Annotated in this window: 17 protein-coding genes and 1 pseudogene; 2 read left to right on the forward strand and 16 right to left on the reverse strand. The window is 40.4% G+C overall.

The features are described from left to right. Positions 1–205 precede the first annotated feature (205 nt). The 10 genes from HOP45_RS19815 to HOP45_RS19860 all read right to left on the reverse strand — a co-directional run bounded on the left by HOP45_RS19815 (position 206) and on the right by HOP45_RS19860 (position 10,994). Complete coding sequence (locus tag HOP45_RS19815; protein ID WP_181351196.1) at positions 206–607, reverse strand: acyl-CoA thioesterase; 402 nt, start codon at positions 605–607, stop codon at positions 206–208. Positions 608–619: 12 nt separating this feature from the next. Continuing rightward, complete coding sequence (locus tag HOP45_RS19820) at positions 620–1,468, reverse strand: fumarylacetoacetate hydrolase family protein (RefSeq protein WP_181351197.1); 849 nt, start codon at positions 1,466–1,468, stop codon at positions 620–622. A 61-nt stretch (positions 1,469–1,529) separates the two neighbouring features. Further along, positions 1,530–2,663, reverse strand: a complete 1,134-nt coding sequence (locus tag HOP45_RS19825) for a cupin domain-containing protein (RefSeq protein WP_181351199.1) — start codon at positions 2,661–2,663, stop codon at positions 1,530–1,532. A 160-nt stretch (positions 2,664–2,823) separates the two neighbouring features. Continuing rightward, positions 2,824–3,780, reverse strand: a complete 957-nt coding sequence (locus HOP45_RS19830) for a ketopantoate reductase family protein (protein WP_181351201.1) — start codon at positions 3,778–3,780, stop codon at positions 2,824–2,826. Next, positions 3,777–4,709 (reverse strand): malate dehydrogenase, encoded by a 933-nt coding sequence (locus HOP45_RS19835; protein WP_181351202.1) that lies wholly within the window; start codon positions 4,707–4,709, stop codon positions 3,777–3,779. The genes HOP45_RS19830 and HOP45_RS19835 overlap by 4 nt, the downstream gene beginning before the upstream one ends. Before the next feature lie 34 nt (positions 4,710–4,743). Further along, positions 4,744–6,009, reverse strand: coding sequence for a TRAP transporter large permease (locus tag HOP45_RS19840; RefSeq protein WP_181351204.1), 1,266 nt, complete (start codon positions 6,007–6,009; stop codon positions 4,744–4,746). Beyond that, a complete protein-coding gene (locus HOP45_RS19845; RefSeq protein ID WP_181351206.1) occupies positions 6,010–6,495 on the reverse strand; it encodes a TRAP transporter small permease in 486 nt (161 codons plus the stop codon). A gap of 111 nt (positions 6,496–6,606) precedes the next feature. Further along, positions 6,607–7,683, reverse strand: coding sequence for a TRAP transporter substrate-binding protein (locus tag HOP45_RS19850; protein WP_181351207.1), 1,077 nt, complete (start codon positions 7,681–7,683; stop codon positions 6,607–6,609). A gap of 28 nt (positions 7,684–7,711) precedes the next feature. Further along, entirely contained in the window at positions 7,712–9,172 is a 1,461-nt protein-coding gene (locus HOP45_RS19855) for an aldehyde dehydrogenase family protein (RefSeq protein ID WP_181351209.1), read from the reverse strand. Positions 9,173–9,215: 43 nt separating this feature from the next. Continuing rightward, a complete protein-coding gene (locus tag HOP45_RS19860; RefSeq protein ID WP_181351211.1) occupies positions 9,216–10,994 on the reverse strand; it encodes a thiamine pyrophosphate-requiring protein in 1,779 nt (592 codons plus the stop codon). A gap of 147 nt (positions 10,995–11,141) precedes the next feature. On the opposite strand from HOP45_RS19860, the gene HOP45_RS19865 reads away from it, so the two are divergent. Next, entirely contained in the window at positions 11,142–12,032 is an 891-nt protein-coding gene (locus HOP45_RS19865) for a LysR family transcriptional regulator (RefSeq protein WP_181351213.1), read from the forward strand. A 1-nt stretch (position 12,033) separates the two neighbouring features. Here the strand turns inward: HOP45_RS19865 and HOP45_RS19870 are convergent, their stop codons facing one another. The 4 genes from HOP45_RS19870 to HOP45_RS19880 all read right to left on the reverse strand — a co-directional run bounded on the left by HOP45_RS19870 (position 12,034) and on the right by HOP45_RS19880 (position 14,696). Further along, positions 12,034–13,617 carry a class I adenylate-forming enzyme family protein gene (locus tag HOP45_RS19870; RefSeq protein WP_181351214.1) on the reverse strand — a complete coding sequence of 528 codons (1,584 nt, stop codon included), beginning with the start codon at positions 13,615–13,617 and terminating at the stop codon, positions 12,034–12,036. A 381-nt stretch (positions 13,618–13,998) separates the two neighbouring features. Beyond that, positions 13,999–14,100, reverse strand: a complete 102-nt coding sequence (locus HOP45_RS20895; protein ID WP_304650488.1) for a hypothetical protein — start codon at positions 14,098–14,100, stop codon at positions 13,999–14,001. A 41-nt stretch (positions 14,101–14,141) separates the two neighbouring features. Then, the gene (locus tag HOP45_RS19875) at positions 14,142–14,459 is read right to left on the reverse strand and encodes a hypothetical protein (RefSeq protein ID WP_181351216.1); all 318 of its coding nucleotides are present in this window, start codon (positions 14,457–14,459) and stop codon (positions 14,142–14,144) included. Positions 14,460–14,486: 27 nt separating this feature from the next. Further along, positions 14,487–14,696 carry a hypothetical protein gene (locus tag HOP45_RS19880; RefSeq protein ID WP_181351217.1) on the reverse strand — a complete coding sequence of 70 codons (210 nt, stop codon included), beginning with the start codon at positions 14,694–14,696 and terminating at the stop codon, positions 14,487–14,489. 1,136 nt (positions 14,697–15,832) lie between these two features. Here HOP45_RS19880 and HOP45_RS19885 point away from each other — a divergent pair. Further along, positions 15,833–15,919 (forward strand): annotated as a pseudogene (locus tag HOP45_RS19885) (AAA family ATPase); the annotation flags it as partial. An 886-nt stretch (positions 15,920–16,805) separates the two neighbouring features. Here the strand turns inward: HOP45_RS19885 and HOP45_RS19890 are convergent. Both HOP45_RS19890 and HOP45_RS19895 read right to left on the reverse strand, forming a co-directional pair. Continuing rightward, the gene (locus HOP45_RS19890; RefSeq protein ID WP_181351219.1) at positions 16,806–18,080 is read right to left on the reverse strand and encodes a TRAP transporter large permease; all 1,275 of its coding nucleotides are present in this window, start codon (positions 18,078–18,080) and stop codon (positions 16,806–16,808) included. Beyond that, positions 18,077–18,535 (reverse strand): TRAP transporter small permease, encoded by a 459-nt coding sequence (locus HOP45_RS19895; RefSeq protein WP_370458075.1) that lies wholly within the window; start codon positions 18,533–18,535, stop codon positions 18,077–18,079. The genes HOP45_RS19890 and HOP45_RS19895 overlap by 4 nt, the downstream gene beginning before the upstream one ends. Between the last annotated feature and the right edge of the window lie 84 nt (positions 18,536–18,619).

Consider the following 18,619-nt stretch of genomic DNA (forward strand, 5'->3'; position numbering starts at 1 on the left):
GACGTTCAATCATCCGAATCCCTCACTTTTATGTATTGGGTTCAGTGTACAAGAAAACCGCAAACTTTTCTCGGGATTAGAGAAAAATTCGCGATTTTAGAATAAGAGGGACTTTTTCAGTGGCCTCATAGGAATGGTTCGGGTCTCATTGTTTTTTGCAGGTACCGCTCTCTCTTTTCGAGTGCCACGGCCCTTCTAGGTTTCCTTATTTTAATAAAACTTCCTTAATATGCTCTGGCATAGGAACAGCTTTTGGTCTATCACCAGTAGTCGAAGTCCATGCTCTTAATTCATAACCTTCTGCCACTGACTGCTCCCCCTTCATAAAGTGATGTTCTACTCGGAAGACTTTATTATTCACTTCTTTTACTTCTGAATGAATACTTACTTTGTCTTCAAAGAACAGCGGTTTTTTAAACTGGCAGAATGCTTCTAATAAAGGGGTGATTATCTGTTCTTCTAATTGAAGTCTGGAGACGCGGAACCCTGCAGCTTCAAACAATTCATGGGTAGATTGATCCTGCCATTTATAGAAGTTAGGATAAAAAACGATACCCGCCGCATCCGTGTCCCCAAATCTTACCTTGATATCATAAATATGCTCCACTTGGCCTACCTCCTATTTCTGATAACCTGCTATTACCGGTACTGTGAATTCCCCAACATCCTGAACGTGGATTTTGACATTATCCCCTTCTTGAATGGGCCCAACGCCTTCAGGTGTACCAGTAGCAATGATATCTCCAGGGTAAACCGTCATATTTTGGGTTACGGCTTCCAGACATTTATTGCAATCATAAATCAAATGTCTCGTATTCCCATCCTGACGAAGCTCATCATTCACCCATAACTTGAAATCCAATTTGTTCGGGTCGTCTATTTCGTCAGATGTAACGAGATAGGGTCCAATCGGTGTAAAGGTATCAAAGGATTTTCTCCAGGAGCGTTCTTCGTTACCTCTAACGGAAATATCTAATAGAGCAAAGTATCCAAATATATAATCCTCGGCTTCTGATGTCTTGATATTACGGCCCTTTTTCCCGACGACAAAGCCCAACTCAGCTTCATGGTCTGTCCGACTGCCTTCCATGGGAAGCACTATAGGATCTGAGGGACCAGAAAGGGAAGAAGGAGATTTGAGAAACAGCTGGATGTCTTTAATCGTGCGTGGAGCGTTGTTAAACTGCTGATTCATCTCTTCCTGGTGCTTCAAGTAATTAACCGGAGCAGCCCAGATTTTGCCGGTGGCAGGGACAGGGGCCTGAAGCTTTACCTCGGATAACGAATAAGCGTCCTCTGATTGTTTCATCGATTCCAATTCCTCTTTATTTGTTTCGTAGTATTCCATCAGTTGAACAAAGGAATCAAAAGGCTTCGTCTTATCCCACTTAACATTTTCAGTGATATCCACAATTCTTTCCTTATCTACAATACCGATTTGGTTATCATTAAATATAGCTAACTTCACTGGTTTTCCTCCCTGTGATATGGCCATGGATTTTTCAATAGCTCGGGATTCTCAATTTTGTTTACTTTGTTTTCACCGTCTCATCTACAGGTTCGAATACTTTCTCAATTTTTTGCTGTCCATCATTGTCGGAATAAGTCTCTCCGAACTCTAAATCCAGTTTTTCCATAACTGGCTTATCATTGATTGAAAATAAATAAGCATCTTCGGCCCCTTCATTTACATGTTCATGCCAGCTCCAAGGTGGAAGGATAAAGAAATCTCCTTTGGACCATTCGAATTTCTGGCCATCAATCACTGTATATCCTTCTCCCTCTAAAACATGATAGATAGCACTATGGACGTGTCTATGGGCTTTTGTGTGCTGGTCAGGGACAAGCTTCTGCATCATCGTACCAATCCTCGCATCTGCAGGTCCGCCTGTTGTAGGGTTGATGTATTCGATGGCATAAGCATCGAAAGGGTTTTCGTTATCCGGTGACTCGCTCAACTTATCTAATTCATAGCTCGCACGCTCCCATGTATAATTGAAAATTGGAGAAGGGTAGCCAGGTTCCTGCTTTTCTCCGATGGGCGCAAACGCTCCGCCAGACAGTTTCTTAGTAGAGTAATTCTCCGGTGGTTCCTCTGGATAGAAGTCTCCTTCATATGGTTCAAAGTAAGAAGCAGCCAGGGTTCTGACAAGTCCTACATCCAGGCCATCCATCCAGAACATCGGCTCCGTTCCCTCATGTTTATGTTCGTGCCATGTCCATGCCGGAGTAAGAATCATATCTCCTCGCGACATATAAGACCGTTCCCCATTAACAGCTGTGTAAGCCCCGTCACCTTCAATAATGAATCGTACCGCTGTTTGCGAATGATGATGGGATGGCGCCATTTCGCCAGGAAGCAATAATTGTATTCCAACGTAAAGGGTGTGGGTGCCATATCCGACCAGCCCTCGCTCCATCAGGCTCGGGTTCTGCAAATAAACGACACGTCTCTCTGCATCTTTTCCAGGTTCGAGGATGTCACCTGCTTGTAATGCATAGTTACGGAGTGCCTCCCATTTCCACAAATAAGGCTCTACATCATGCACAGGTTCCTTGGTAACCATATGGCCCAGGTCATACCAGAGTGGCCCTATAGAATCTTTCTTCATATCTTCATAATACTTTTTGATTTCCGCTTCACTAAGAACATTTTTCCCCATCTTTAAACACTCCTTTAGGTAGGTTAGATAATTAAAAACTAATATAGTGAACTAAGTTATCTAATTATGATAATACATGATATTTTTTGAAATTTCAATCCTTTTAGAAATATCTGCACAATAAAAAGTGACTTCCCGTTGAAGAAGTCACCTACTATCGTTATCTCACCTGTGAATTTTCGGAGGTGCATTTTTTCTTTGCGCTTTCCTCTAACATACGTATCAGTTGGTAAACAAATAAATGACTAGGAACAAAAAGGCCATGTTTCTCTGCCTTCTGGACGATTGCACCATTCAAATAGTCAATTTCTGTCTTTCTTCCTCTTAATATATCCTGATACATTGAAGACATATGTGAACCAGACATCGACGGATCAAACACAGTTTTAATGGTATGCTTAATTTCATCAAAATTTAATCCGATGCCTTCCGCCGCCGCTACAGGAAGTGCCTCTTTAATCATTCCATCAATAAGAATATCAATTTCTTTATAGCTTCCTATTTCCGAGACGCTTGATTCCAATAGGGTACATAAGGGATTAAGTACCGAATTGAATATCGCTTTTTTCCAGATACTCTTCATCACATCGTTCGAGAGGGAAGCGTGTATCCCGGAATAATTGAATGTATCCACCAATTCATTTGCTTCTGGGGTTTCCTCGTTATCTATGTGCATGATCTCTGTAACGCCGGAACCAAAAGCCTCCATTCTGCCTGGTGCAGTCATCCTTGCAGCGAAAGTCGTAACACCAGCATAGATGCTTTTTCTTGGAATAAAACGTTCCAGAACCTCTATATTTCCAAGTCCATTTTGAAGGGTAAGTACTTTCGTCTTTTTCTTAATGAGATGCCGGCATTTTTTTAGCATGCGCTCGGTCTCCATGGCTTTAGTCAATAAAATTAGAAGGTCATATTCCCCGTTGTGGGTTTCCGGAAAAGAGGCGGGAAGATGGATCACCTCTTTTCCTGCTTCATTAGTTACCTCGAGGCCATATTGTTGAATAAAATTCATATGTTCTTTCCATTCGTCTACTAGCACTACTTGATTCCCAGCTTGAAACAGCATCGATCCAAAACGGCCTCCCATTGCGCCTGCCCCTGCAATGACAATATTCATAGCACCCTCCTTTTTCGAATAGGAATAGATTTATCGATCATATCCCGGACCGCATCTGACGAGGAATGAAAGGCTTGACGTTCTTCCGTACTCAAAGCCCATTCCTGTATGGATTGGATACCATTTTTGTTGATTGATATTGGCACACCAAGACTTACCTCACTGACGCTATAATTTCCATCCAACACAGCGGATGCTATTATTTCAGAGCATTTTTCCTCCAATAAGTGATCGATAACAGAGCTGATTCCGATTGCGGTTGTCCATCCGGTCGTCCGGTTAATGTTCCATTCATTGAATTCCTTAAACCATCCTTTTAACTTATCATGAACATTCTTTTGCTCTTGTTCTGAAAGAGATAACGGATCTCTATTCAACAAAACCTGGCTGAAAATCGGAACTTGCGTATTTCCATGTTCTCCAAGAACTGGCGTAAACAGCTGGTCATTTTTTTTAAGGTCCAATACCTGGCGAATTGCCCATTCAAATCGGTACGTATCATTCATCGTATAACCAATTAACTGATGAGGGGAAAACTGAAATTCTTTATACATGTAATAATTCAATACGTCGACCGGGTTGGATGCTGTCACTATCAAAGCATCCGGAGCATACTTTTTTATGCCAGCTCCAAAATACTTGAAAAGTTTCAGGTTCTCTTCCAGGAATGCATTCCTGGAAGAGATATTATTTCGATTCGGAGTACCGGCAGTAATGATCACAATCTCAGAGTCTTTTAAATCATCATAAGAACCGGCATATATTGTGTGGGCTGGAAATGCGTTTTGAAAATCCATGATATGGTTCATTAATAGCGGGCGGTTAATGTCTATCAGGCATAACTCAGATATATGTACCTTTTTGGCAAGTTGAAAAGCAGTAGCTGAACCTAGTGTCCCCGCCCCTCCTATAATCGTAATTTTAGCCATCACTGACTTCCCCTTTCCTTTTGATCGAATGGTGCTACCATAATGGGAACATTACCGTATAAGGGAAATAGGTAACGATAAGCAACGCAACTACTAAAGCACCTATAGAAAATAGGGAACGGGAGGATAATTGGACTAACGGTACTTTAGTTGTATCCGTCGTCACCAGTAAGGTGCCTCCAAACGGCGGTGTGCACATACCGATTGCTGTATTGATGATCACTACTATACCGAAGAAAACAGGGTCAATATTCAGTGCGTCAATGACCGGCAAAAACATTGGAACCACTATGACCAGAATCGCGATAGTGTCCAAGAACATTCCAAAGATCAATAAAATGATATTAATGATCAGCAAAATGAATACCGGATTATCAGACATAGATAAAAATCCAGATACTAGCATGCTTGGAATGTTTTCATAAGCGAGAATAAACGCGAATAAGGAGGCATTAGTAATAATGAACATAATGGTGGCGGTCGTTTTGGCTGAATCAAAAAATACGGTAATCAATTGCTTGAAGGATAACTCTCGATACATGAACATCCCGATTATAACCGCATAAATCACTGCAGCAACCCCTGATTCTGTTGGGGTGAAAATGCCTGAAAATACACCTCCAATTAGAATGACCGGGGTCCCAAGCGCCCACAAAGCTCGAAACAGGGAAGTACCAAACTCTTTTATTTGAAATGGCTCTCCGGTTCCTTTGTAATCTTTTTTCTTTGAGATGAAATACGTGACGATAAGTAAGGCGCTTCCGACTATGATTCCAGCTGGAATTCCTGCTGTATATAGATCAGAGATAGAAGAACCCGAAAGACTTCCATATATAATCAAGGTTACACTTGGAGGGATGATGACTCCCATTGGACTGGCTGTCGAAACCACAGATGCAGCAAAATCATGATCATACCCTTTTTTCACCATAGCGGGAACCATAAGCGTACTAAGTGCTGCAGCGGTTGCTACCGCGCTTCCGGAAATCGCCGCAAAAAACATACACCCTAGTATCGTTACAAGAGCCAGTCCCCCCGTACTTCGTCCTATAAAGGAATTCGCAAGGTCAATCATCCGCTGAGCCAGACCACCGGTCAGCATTATGTTACCAGCAAGGATGAAGAAAGGTATCGCCATTAATGACGACACATCAATCCCTGTAAAAAGTCTTTGGATAATAATCATCGGGGTTATATCCGCTAACATAATATAAATCATAGAAGAAAAACCGATCGTGATTCCCAGAGGCACTCCAAGCAAGAATAATAGAATTGTAATAATTAAAAAAAATGTAACCATTTATTCTTTCACCTCATTATCACTTGATGGTTTCTTTCCGATTCGGGCAATTAAATGGACGATCATAATCGCGCCTGAGACAGGCAGAATGGCATATACAACCCCCATGGACAGCCCCATGTTCGGAGATTGCTGGGGCCCTACAATATCCAGGGTATCTATTCCATATTTGACCAAAATCACGGAATAAGCCAACATGACCACCCACTTTGCAGGGGCCAGCCACCTCGATAAAGAAGGCTTCAATTCTTCAAGAACAGACACGGTTATATGACTATTATCCCGCATCGCCACAGCAGCTCCAAAAAACACAAGAGCAATCATAAGAAAGCGTGATAATTCGTCTGTCCATACATATCCGCCATTAAATACTGACCTTTCGATAATTTGAAGCGCAAGAATCGTGGTCATCACAATTAAGAAAATAGTAATGAACTTCCGTACGATCCAATCTAACCAATAGCTGATTTTGTCCAAGAGTTTCAATACTGCCACACTCCTTTTTGTTGCTTGATCATAGGAAGGAGGTGCTTAACAGGAATCAATCATAAGCATCAAACAATGCCGTGCCATCCCGGCCGCACACTCCTTAACCGTTCACTCTTCTTCTAAAGACTGGATTTTTTTTAACATTTCATTACCATATTCATCTATCCAGTCTTCATAAACAACTTCCACCTTTTCTTTAAAAGGTTCCTTGTCCACTTCGTGGACTTGCATCCCTTTTTCCTCTTTAAGGATATTTTCATACTTCTCTTCATGGACTTCATTCTCTTCATTCGTTACCTCAATAGCTTGTTCTCCGGATTCTAAAATGGCTTTTTGCACATCTTCCGGCCAACTATCAAATCGGTCTTTACTTGCCATCAAAAACCCAAACACGAAATGAACTCCCGTCTTGGAAACATGCTCATTCACTTCAAAGACATTCTCATCATGTACGATGTCAATCGTATTTTCCTGACCGTCAATAGCTCCCTGTTCAAGAGCAGTGTATGCATCTCCAAAATTCATACTTTGCGGGCTTGCTCCAAGTGCTTTATAAGAATCGACGTAGACAGGGCTCTCAATCACCCGAAGGGATTTGCCATTAAAATCTCCCGGACTTTTGATTGGTCCATTGGAAGTCGTCACATGCCTAAAACCTCTTGCCATTGTTCCGAATATCTTCAAGTTCACTTCTTCCATCAAGGAACGGTACTCTTTTTCCACATCAGATCCGAGAAAGTTGTTTACATGCTCCCAATCTTTAAACAGATACGGCAAATCCAGAACAGATGCTTTTGGAGCAAAACCAGCGAGCGGAGGTCCGGAAATCATCCCCAAATCCAAGGTTCCAAATTGCATGGCCTCAAGCAGTTCTCGATCTGTCCCTAATTCCCGAAATGGATAAATTTCTATGCGGACCTTCCCATTTGTTTTCTCTTCCACCAGCTCTTTAAATCGAACGGATGCTCGATGATAATTAGTCTTTTTAGGGGTCTGGTGCCCTAGCCGAAGCGTCAATACATCACCATCAGTCTCGGTTTTTGCAGCCGCGCTTGAAGTGTTGGCTGTCAGTGGACTAACAGGCTCTTCTGCTGCTTCTTTATTAGGGTTGGAATACCCTCCACAAGCAGTAGCCACCAACATAATTACAAACAAAGTCATCAGGAAGGATAAGCGTCTATGCATCATAATTCCTCCTATTATTAAAGATTTCTTAAAAAGGAAACGACCGTGCTTCACGTTGAATGGAAACCCACTTTGTCGAGGTGAACTCATCGACCACCCACGGATTCCCAAACCTTCCAACGCCGCTTTCTTTGTTACCGCCAAAAGGAATGTCTGGTGCATCATTTACGGTCTGATCATTGAGATGAGTCATTCCCGCTTTTACTTTCAATGCAATTTCTTCTCCTTTGGCAAGGTCACTCGTAAACACAGAAGAGCTTAGACCTCCAGCAGAATCATTTGCCATCTCGACAGCCTCTTCATCCGATTCAGCTTTAATGATAAGGGCAATCGGAGCGAACATTTCCGACTTTGCCACCTCACTCTTATTACTGACATGGGTTAAGACAGAAGGAGTCAGGACATTTCCTTCAAGCTTACCTTCTAATATCGGGTGTGCACCTTCCTTCTTTGCTTGTACGATATAGCTGAGTGCTTTGTCAATTTGCTGCCTATTGATTAATGGACCTATTACTGTGTCAGGATCACCAGGGTCTCCCCATGAAAGGGCTTTCACTTTTTCGGTTAACTTTTCAACGAAAGCATCATGTTGGTCTTTGTGTACAATCAAGCGATTAATACTCATACAAATTTGTCCTTGATGCACAAATTTTCCAAACACTGCAGCACGGACAGCCTGGTCCACATCAGCATCTGACAAAACTACAAAAGGGCTGTTCCCGCCAAGTTCCAGGGCAACTCGTTTTAAATTACGGCCTGCGATTTCCCCAATGTGTTTACCAACTGCTGTTGAGCCTGTAAAACTTATTAATTCAGCATGTGGGTTGGTAATCATTCCGTCACCTATTTCCGGAATATCCGTCAAAACCATATTGAATACACCGCCAGGGAGACCAGCATGCTCGAAGGCTTTAGCAAGGACCACCCCGCCAATCAAACCGACCTGAATGTCAGGCTTATGAACAACGCTGTTACCAAGGGCAATCGCTGGAATGATACTTCTCATTGATAGATTCATAGGGAAATTAAAAGGAGAAATGGAAGATACGACACCTAATGGGAGCCGGTAAACTTTATTTACTTTATTTTCAATAGAGGAAGGAATTTCCCTTACCTCGTCCAGTTCTCCTGCATAGTTAAGTGCTTCCTCCACAACTTCCAGGGTTAGTTGCAGTTCGACATTTCCTTTGAGCATGGTGCCACCGGATTCTTTGACTATCAGTTGGGCGATTTCTTCCCGATGTTCTTTCAAGTAGTCGGCAGTATTATGAATGACCCTTTTTCTTTCTTCAGCAGTGCTTTCAGCCCACTTCATTTGCGCCTGGTGAGCAGCCTCAAAGGCATCTTCTAATTGATCTTTTGAGGCTAGAGGAAAGCTTGCAATGGTAGATTCATCGTATGGATTGAGATCGTTATAAGCATTCTCGCTTGCTCCCTCAACCCACTTTCCTTTAATAAAGCTCTTGTTCATAGTTTCGAAGTTTTCCATAACATCCACTCCTTTTTTTGTTTTATGTGAAGTAATGGTCGCGTTACCTGCCCATATCCTGCTTTTCCTGAACGCCTGCTAATTCGAGTTCTTTTTCTGTACGTCTCCATGTTGGAAGCTGAACATCCAAAACAGCTGATCTCCCCTCTTCTATTGCTTTCCATGCTTTTTCCAGCGCGGGAATCAAGTCATCAGGTCGTTTAACAGTGCAAGCAAACGCCCCGCCTGCTGCCTCTGCTATTTGAGCAAGATCAGCATGGGGATCAAAATCTACCCAGAATTGATCCGTATCATAAGCTGTGCCTTGAGGATGGACACCTAATGTGGATAATTTCGGTGATTTCCAGCCTCGATTATTGTAAATGACAGTTAAAAAAGGGAGTTCATATTTTCGTGACATCCAATGAACAGTAGATGGAACGCTGAACATATACGAGCCGTCCCCTGTCAGACTTACAATTTTTTTTGACTTATCTGCGAGTTTCGCGCCGAGTGCTGCCCCTCCGCTCCATCCTAGCGATCCACCGCCACTTCCAATAATCGACCCCGCTTTATTCCTTTGCAGGTGTTTGTAAATTGTATCAAAGTTAGAAATGCCTTCATTAATGACTAATGTGTTATCATCGATCATTTCTCTTATACAAGCCGTCAAATACTCAGGGGTGATGATATCCTGGTTATATTTTTCCGCTTCTTTCCATTCCTCCCGTTGAATTTGGTGATAGGCTGTAATTTTTTCTTTTCGGCTACGGACAATTTCCTCATGCAATGGAGCAGTATTGATAGTTTCGTTCAGTTGCTTTAATGCTGTATAAGAATCTACTTCATAGAATCGCTTAGAAGGGATGTACCATAGTGGCATATTTTGTTTGACGGGATCTTCATCAAAGTAGTAGACAGTGCTGTCGGCAGCAGGTTTATTTGTAGTGGGAATCCAGGGAACATCACTATCAAAAACAAGCACAAGGTCTGCCTCTCCCAACAATTCATTCTGTTCTGGTGTATTCCACTGGTAACCGCAGTGCATGGGGTGATCGGATGGAAAGTTCATATAATTCGGCACCGATTCAATGACAGGGATGGCAAAATTATTACTCAGTTTCACCAGTTCCTCAACGGATGATTGGTTTTTACCAAGATATGAGGTTACAATGACTGGTTTCTCAGCTTTGCTGAGATCACTGATTATTTGACCTGCTTCTTGTGGCGGCAAAGCTTTAGGGGCAATAGGCTGCCACATTTCCCGAGAGATCGTTACAGGGACAGCTTTTTCTTCCATCACTTCTCTTGGTCCCATTAAATATACAGGTCCTTTCGGCTGGCTATTTGCTATTTGCAAAGCACGATGGACGTGCTGCTTCACATTCTTTCCCGTCCGGATTTCGTTATCGTATTTCATATAGCCTCTAACAATGCCTCGCTGGTCAGGAACGTCCTGAATCCAATGGATGAATTCATTCCGGCTTCCTGTCAGTTCGCCTTCCTGCGTATAGGGGGATGCTCCAGCAAAAACAAGAACAGGAATTCTGCCTTTATAAGCGTTGTGAATCGCTCCACCAAGATTCTGTGTACCACATTCCACGTGCACAATTACCGCCTGTGGCTCACCTGTTACCTGGGCATAGCTGTGAGCGGCACTTAACGCTACCATTTCATGAGGACATGTAATGACTTCCGGAAGCTGTTTATTTTGTTTACGGGCAATAGCTAAGCTCTCTATGATTCCCGGATGATCACTTCCAAGGTTTGAAAAAATATAAGATACTCCCGCTTCGTGGAGGGACTCCAAAAAAGCTGTGCTGGTTGTATAAGACTCTGACATCAAAAATCCACCTTTCTGCCATTTCTATATTTTTAAATATTCTAAATATTAAAATGATATAAATTAATTGTATGGCAGTGATATTAATAGTACAATACTATTATCCCTATAAAAACAATAGTCAGTAACTATGAAAGGGTTGGTTTTATGGACACTCGTTTATTGGAGTATTTTCTCGCTGTCAGTAAGGAGCTGCACTATACCCGGGCAGCTGAAAATTTAGGAATCAGCCAGCCGACGTTAAGTCAGCAAATCCGTATTTTAGAAAGCAGGGTAGGGGCAAAATTATTTCATCAGAAAGGGAAAAAAATATTCATGACCGATGCGGGCAAAGTGCTCATGGAGCGGGCAAACCGTGTTTTTTACGAGCTCGATCAAGCGACAAAAGAAATTGCCGAAATTAATGAGCTGTCTCGAGGTCGTTTGACGATTGGGAGTTCAGGCAACCATTTACTTCATACATCAATTCTTTCATTTCATAAGCTGTACCCCAATATCCAGCTATCCATTATAGACAATACTACGGAAGACACAGTAGCAAATGTTCTTGATTTTAACTATGACCTTGGCGTTGTCTTTTTACCTGTTCAGGACGACCGTTTAGAAAGCCGGTGCTTATTTACAGCTGAACTGTATATTGTCTGTTCCAGAAACCATGAGTTAGCGTCTGGACCTTCTATAAAAATGAAAGAATTGGCCAAATTTCGCCTGTTACTATTGCAAACAAGTTATTTCATACGGAGAATCGTCGATCATTATTGTAAAGAATCCGGCATTAAGATCGATCCCATTATCGAACTATCCGACCTATTTTCCTTATTAGAAATAACTGCTGATAACGCAGGTATTACCATATTGCCTAAAAAATATGTGGAACAGATGAACGATCCAAGAGTGACAGTTATTCCTATCAGTGATCCCATCCCCAAAAAAGAAGTTGGCATCATCTACCAAAAGAAAGGGTTCATGTCATCAGCAGGTAAAGCCTTCATCGATCATCTGCTCCACAATTATCAAGTCACAGAAGAAAAAAACTAGTTTATTGGTTGATGAGTGATTCTACTTCCTCACGTAACGGCCCTTTCATGATCTTTCCAGAAGGTGTAGTCGGAAGAGAACCTCTTATTTCCATGTATTCTGGCAATTTATATTTTGCAAATCCATTCTTAAGTAAAAATTCCTTGATTTCTTCCAGCTCAATGGAATGGTCGTCACGGGGAGAAACAAAGGCACAAGCCCGTTCACCTAGTCGAGGGTCAGGTACACTTACCAAAGCTGCCTGCTGTATTTTGGGGTGCATCTGGAGAACCTCTTCTATTTCTGAAGCATGGAACTTCAAACCTCCCCGGTTAATGGTATCTTTCGTCCTTCCGACAAAATGCAGGTAACCATTTTCATCAAGCCATCCCCGATCACCTGTCAGATAAAAACCTCCTTCTGTCAAGGATTCTTGCGTATCCAAGGCGTTTTTATAATATTCTTTAAACAGACAAACCCCCTTAAAGCCTATTTCTCCAATTTCCCCAGCAGGCAAGAATTCATGATTTTCGTCCAGAACAACTACTTCCCCGGAAGGAGAAGCTTTGCCGACCGTTTCCCATGTCAAGGACTCGTCATCATCCGGACGTGTAAACGTGCCGGCACAAATTTCCGTCATCCCCCACTGGGCACCCACACTGCATCCAACCAGCTTTCGTAAGTCCTTGACCATCTCTGAAGGTATTTTAGAACCGCCTGTCAATATCAGCCGCAGCGGTAAACCGCTTACATTTTCACTGCGAATATGATGAATCATATCTATCAGATGAGCAGGCGCAGCAATCAGAAAACTGACAAGTTCTTTTTCTAAAATAAACATAATGTTCTCCAATTTATACTCAGAGACAAGATGATGTCTCGTACCATAAGTCAGCCCGATAATAATCATGGGCAAGGAGAACATATGACAAAGCGGTGTAAGACTGAGGATCGTATCCTTTTCATTCACTTGATATTCTTTGCCATTTAACAAATGTGCCGGCACAAAGGTTTCATAGGTATGCAATACTGCTTTCGGGTTAGAGTCCGTTCCTGAAGTAAACATGATAATGGCTGGTTCATCTTCTGTTGGTTTGTTCTGCTCCAGCTCTTCTGAGGACACTTGCTGGTTATTAGCCGTCATTTGTGAAAAAGAAATGCCGCTTCCATTGTCATCGCCAGTAATGATGACATGTTCAAGGTTTTCAAGATCATCTTTTAAATCAATGGCTAAATCTCCATGGGAAAACCCTTTCCATGAATCAATGGTGATAAAAGACTTTGTATCGCAATGACCAAGCATATACGTCAATTCCTTCTTGCGGTAGGTAGGGCTTAAAGGATTGAATATAAGTCCAACTCTGGCAGCAGCAAGGTGAGTAATGACAAACTCCAATGAATTCGGAAGCTGTACAGCTATTACGTCTCCTTTTTTCAGCCCTATTGATAATAGGTTTTTTGCCATATTGAAGGACATTTGATGGATTTCTTCAAAGGTATAACTTTCATTTTCATATATAAATGCCGTCCGATCTTTATAAGTTTTTGCGGATGTGTCAACCAAATCACTGATCATAATACTCTCTGAAAGATTGTTCAAAACCATACCAACCCCTCCACATCAAAATGTTATCGTTTTCAAAAATATTTCTAACCAATAACAATTTCTTTTAAATTCCCAAAATAGATAACTTAGTTCTATATTAGGTAATGTTAACTTAATATTGTTAAAAATGTCAATAGTCAGATAATTTCATATAGAAAAAACTGTAATGACCACGCTTAATGCCTTAATTTGCCGAATGACCTGTAAGCTTCAAGACTCCTGCCCAAGGCATCTGAGCTCACACGAAAAGCTCGAAATCGAAATTTCGAGCCCATTGCCAGATGGATGAATGGCCATTAGGATGAAAATCACCTCGTTAAAACAACACTAGAATTTAACAGAGTATAGGCAAAAAAATAAACCGCAGGCGCGGTTTGTCATCTACTTTTGGTACAGATCATAGAGTTTATAAGCGAGCATTAAGTCAAACCGGAGTTCAGAATCATTTAAACTAATCTCCAGGATATCTTCAATCTTTTCCAGCCTGTTCTACAATTTTAGATACAAGATTTTCAATTGACTCATTAAAAGAAAGGTTTTGACTCAGCCATTTCATTCCTGTGATTCTTTTTTGTTCGCTCTCTTTTCTTTTGGCTACTGTCAACTACAGCAACATCGCGGCCAAACTCTTCAAAGATCGCCTCCATTTCGAGCAATGGTGTAAATTCTATGTAGCCGACTGTACAAAAACCCGTAATTGTTACTTTCATCTTGTAACGGCACCGTAAACCACGTTTTAACCGTTTCATTTTTAGCAGGTTAAGGAATGGACATGATTCATCCACCACCTCTTCTTCAAAGGTAAGGCTTTGATGAAAAAGTAAGGAATCAGATTCATCCATTCTAATCGGAAATGCCTTTTTTAAATTTTATAACGCTCCGCTCCAAACTTTTGGGGCGATATAATCCCTTTCTTTCAAGTTCACCCCTACAAAATCACAACCTAACTGAGATTGGAAGGAATCCGTCAAATATTGTAAAGCTTCCTCCTCTGTATCAAATTTGACTAATTGCAGGGCTGTCATCCTTAAATGGTTTTCTACTTTTTTTATTAACCTTTCTCGCTTGTTTTCATTCACCTTCCATCCCATTCATTTTAGAAATTTCTAATTTTATATTCATTATAAAGAACGAGTAAAGTCTTGACAAACCGGTACTAAAAGAAGGTATTTTCAAGATATCGACTCATCACGCAACGGCAACTTCCATCTTTTCATTATGTCTCTTCTCATCTGTAGGAGTCCTGTCACAATTTTTCTATGGGAGCATAGACTGGGAATCTGAATTTTGGGGTGGTGGTGGAGTAATCATAGGCGCACAAGTTATTTTATCTCAACGTATCCCCGGTAAAATTATAATTCAGATGCTTTCTATTTTGCTAGTAATAATAGGCATAAGATTATACATATACTGTTGTTAATCCAAGTGAAGAGTAGTGGCATTTAAGATGGCCGGTATAGTTGGCTAAAAATATACAAGAGCGTCACCTTAAATTTTGATAAGCTTCATAATTAGATTTAATTCCTAAAGGAGATAATTTAGTTTATTAAATCGGAGGGGTATCCTTTCGGCTCTTATTAAAGAATAAAAGAAAAGCCTCCCAAAAGTTATAAACTCTTGAGAGGCTTGTATACTTAGTAAACGATTTTAAAACCAGTCAAAATCCAGTCAAATTATTCTCAAACCCTATAGTGAAAAGATTTTGGGCGCTATCACATCATGCCGCTCATTCACTGTATTAAATAAATAATAAAGGATAAGATGTAAAAAAAACCTATATACTCAATTTTCCAACCTTTCAGTATTAATATGAGGTTAAATAAGATATCAGTATTAAAAAATAAAATCCAGTCAATATCCAGTCGGAAGCAAATTGCTGAATTCCTCTTTAAACACCTAATCTCTCCCCATATATAATTATTGGTACAGTAGTAACAAAATGTCACTTAAATTTTACCATAAAATTCAACACTAATTTATTTTGTGAAATTTCTGTGAGGTTTCATTATAAAGATGTTTAGAACTTTTTGAATATGGCCTTTGCTTCAAGGATATCCATTTAAAATAGATAGTGTTACAAATATCATGTGCTGAATTTCCGAACCAACTTACAGCTTTTGTAAGTTAATAATTCATGAACATGATTTAAATATACCGAACTCACTTTCGCTCACTTCCAAACTCTTTTGCGTTTTTGAGGTTTTCCACGAAAGGGGGAATGATCTTTGGAGATGAAGTTTTAGCAACGGCCATTCTAGATCGTCTAATCAATCACTCCACGACCTTTAACATTATTTTCTAAACATTTTTAATAACGGATATACTCCAATTGATACACCTATAAAGAGAGGATACGGCGATATACTCTGCCAGGAGTTCCGTCACCCCTTCTTTTATTTTCCCTCCAACCCATCCACTTCATAGCGTCCACTAAGATGTTAAGGATCATAGGAGACATCATCACAAGAACCTAACCCAAACCTGCCGCCTGCATATTGGTGAACCTTTTCTCCTTGTTACCAACCATGAAAAAGGTATTGTGAAACTTTAGAATTTAATGGATAATAGCTGTTAAATAATAGGTTCAAATTGTGGAGGAATAACGTCATATCAAACTGTAAAATGTTAAATTGTAATCTGGGGGAACGAAATGAATTTATTATTAAAAGTGTTAGTGATATTCCTTGTTCTAATTTCTATTGTAATGTTTATCGGAGTGGTCGCTTTTGCCAATAATGTGTGGGCTCTAGCTGTGTTTCTTCTTCCGATCTTATTAGTTATTTTTTTGTTAATGAAAATATTTTCACATTAAAGAAAACTTGGGGTATCCCCAAGCTTTCATTACAAGGTTTTTGTTAGCAAGTAAATTGATTAAATACAATAAGTTTTAATACTTTATCAACAGTATCCAGAAATTATCCAGTCAGATTTCAGACTAAAAAGAAATGGATTCTTTAATCGTATGTACTAATACACTTTTAAATCTTCATTCTTCAACAAGTGGACCTCTCTGCAACTGCGAATAACGCTCTTCGGAGAGCCTGCATCCACCCCTACTATGTCTTATAAATATTGCTTAGCCGCTTTCCAACTGGCCTCGAAAGAAAGTTTAAATCGTTCAATTACTGGCAATATGATTAAAAAAGTAAAAGGCAGTACATAAGTTTAATAGAAAGCTTTCTTAACCCTTATTGAAAAAGACTTACTGGATAAAGTACAATTTGCGGTACATAAGTAATGATCAATAATACAAAAATTAATATGATCACCTGCGGAATCAGATACTTGAACATTTTGGGCACTGTAATTTTGGCTATTGAAGATGTTACAAACAAACATACACCTAAAGGTGGTGTAACCATCCCAATCGTCAAGTTGACAGCAAGTATTATTCCGAAGTGGATCGGGTCTATACCTGCACCCAATACCAATGGCAGGAAGAGTGGAGTGAATATCGATACAGCACTAATCGTATCAATGAAAGTCCCGGCAATCAACAAGACAATATTAATGATCAGTAACAAAATTAAAGTGTTTTCAGAGGCACTACCCATTAATTCAATCAACTGGTTAGGGATTCTGTTATATGATAGAAACCATATAAATAGAGATGCTGTTCCAATTAAAAAAACGATTGCCGAAGTAGTACGTGCCGTATCTAAAATAATTGGCCAAAGATCTTTGATAGAAATCTCACGATAGACGAACATCCCAATAATTAATGCATAAACAACTGCAATTACACCTGACTCTGTCGGAGTAAAGATTCCGGACACTATACCACCTATAATAATGACAGGCATTATTAACGCAAGAATCGCGTCTTTTGCACCAATTACAACTTCCTTGAGTGTTGCACGGCGGTCACTCGAGCGATAGCCTTCCTTTTTACCAACATAGAAGCTGTATCCCATCAAGCCGATTCCCATTAACAGACCCGGGATGACACCCGCAATAAATAAATCTCCGATTGAGACACCTGCTATGACGCCGAATAAAATCAGAACGATGCTAGGAGGTATGATTGGTCCAATTGTAGCAGAAGTAGCTACTAGACTGGCAGAAAATCGCTTATCATACCCTTCCTTATCCATAGCTGGTATCATCATCCCCCCAATTGCTGCAGCAGCTGCTATAGCTGTTCCAGTCAGTGCTGAGAAAAACACACTTGCCAACACAACTACCATAGCTAGACCGCCAGGTAACGGTCCGACAACTGTTTTAGAGAAATCGATTAGTCGCTTGGAAATTCCACCTTTAGTCATGATTTCGCCAGCAAGGATAAAGAGTGGAACTGCAACAAGGGTAAAATTATCAATACCGGTAAAAACTTTTCTAGCTACGTTTGTCAATAACCCGGGATCGGAAATAAAAATACCTACTATTGACACAAACCCCAATGCAAAAGCAATTGGTACACGTAACAAAATTAGCAAAAACAAAAATACAACTAACCAAATCATCGGAACACCTTCTTCACATGATAATAAAACATGAACAAAGCACTGAGCGGTACCGCAAGATAAACATATCCTTTATTGATGGGAAGGATGCCGATGATTTGCCCTGAACGAAAGTTGTCCCTCACAAGTTCATATCCGTAATAAAAAAGAGTAACGATCACTACCCCAACTACGATAAATTCCACTGCCTTCAAAATTCTATCCAATTCCTTTGACATGTTTTCAAATAAATCCACTGAAAGATGTTCCCTATTTTTGATAGCAAGCGCTGAACCAAACAGGATACTGTATAAAAAACTGATCATAAGTGCTTCTTGTGACCAGCTTAACGGTTGTTCTAATACATATCGGAATACAACTTGGACGAACGTGATGATAACACTTATTGCAAGAAAAATGGCAGTAGTAAGTTCCAGCATTTTTCCAATTAAGTAATCCATCTTAGCTAATACCACCAATAGCACGCCCCTTTCTTATGAGTTATGTATAATATGTGTTCAGCCTCCCCACTCATAGAATGATGGAGAGGCTAAATTCAA

This window comes from Thalassobacillus sp. CUG 92003, assembly GCF_013618635.1.
Classification (GTDB): Bacteria; Bacillota; Bacilli; order Bacillales; family Halobacillaceae; genus CUG-92003.

Bases quoted from the DNA above. Each gene is read 5' to 3' on its own strand.
- HOP45_RS19825 (WP_181351199.1), bottom strand. From the start codon at position 2,663: ATGGGGAAAAATGTTCTTAGTGAAGCGGAAATCAAAAAGTATTATGAA.
- HOP45_RS19830 (WP_181351201.1), bottom strand. From the start codon at position 3,780: ATGAATATTGTCATTGCAGGGGCAGGCGCAATGGGAGGCCGTTTTGGA.
- HOP45_RS19835 (WP_181351202.1), bottom strand. From the start codon at position 4,709: ATGGCTAAAATTACGATTATAGGAGGGGCGGGGACACTAGGTTCAGCT.
- HOP45_RS19840 (WP_181351204.1), bottom strand. From the start codon at position 6,009: ATGGTTACATTTTTTTTAATTATTACAATTCTATTATTCTTGCTTGGA.
- HOP45_RS19850 (WP_181351207.1), bottom strand. From the start codon at position 7,683: ATGCATAGACGCTTATCCTTCCTGATGACTTTGTTTGTAATTATGTTG.
- HOP45_RS19855 (WP_181351209.1), bottom strand. From the start codon at position 9,172: ATGGAAAACTTCGAAACTATGAACAAGAGCTTTATTAAAGGAAAGTGG.
- HOP45_RS19860 (WP_181351211.1), bottom strand. From the start codon at position 10,994: ATGTCAGAGTCTTATACAACCAGCACAGCTTTTTTGGAGTCCCTCCAC.
- HOP45_RS19865 (WP_181351213.1), top strand. From the start codon at position 11,142: ATGGACACTCGTTTATTGGAGTATTTTCTCGCTGTCAGTAAGGAGCTG.
- HOP45_RS19870 (WP_181351214.1), bottom strand. From the start codon at position 13,617: ATGGTTTTGAACAATCTTTCAGAGAGTATTATGATCAGTGATTTGGTT.
- HOP45_RS19875 (WP_181351216.1), bottom strand. From the start codon at position 14,459: ATGGATGAATCTGATTCCTTACTTTTTCATCAAAGCCTTACCTTTGAA.
- HOP45_RS19890 (WP_181351219.1), bottom strand. From the start codon at position 18,080: ATGATTTGGTTAGTTGTATTTTTGTTTTTGCTAATTTTGTTACGTGTA.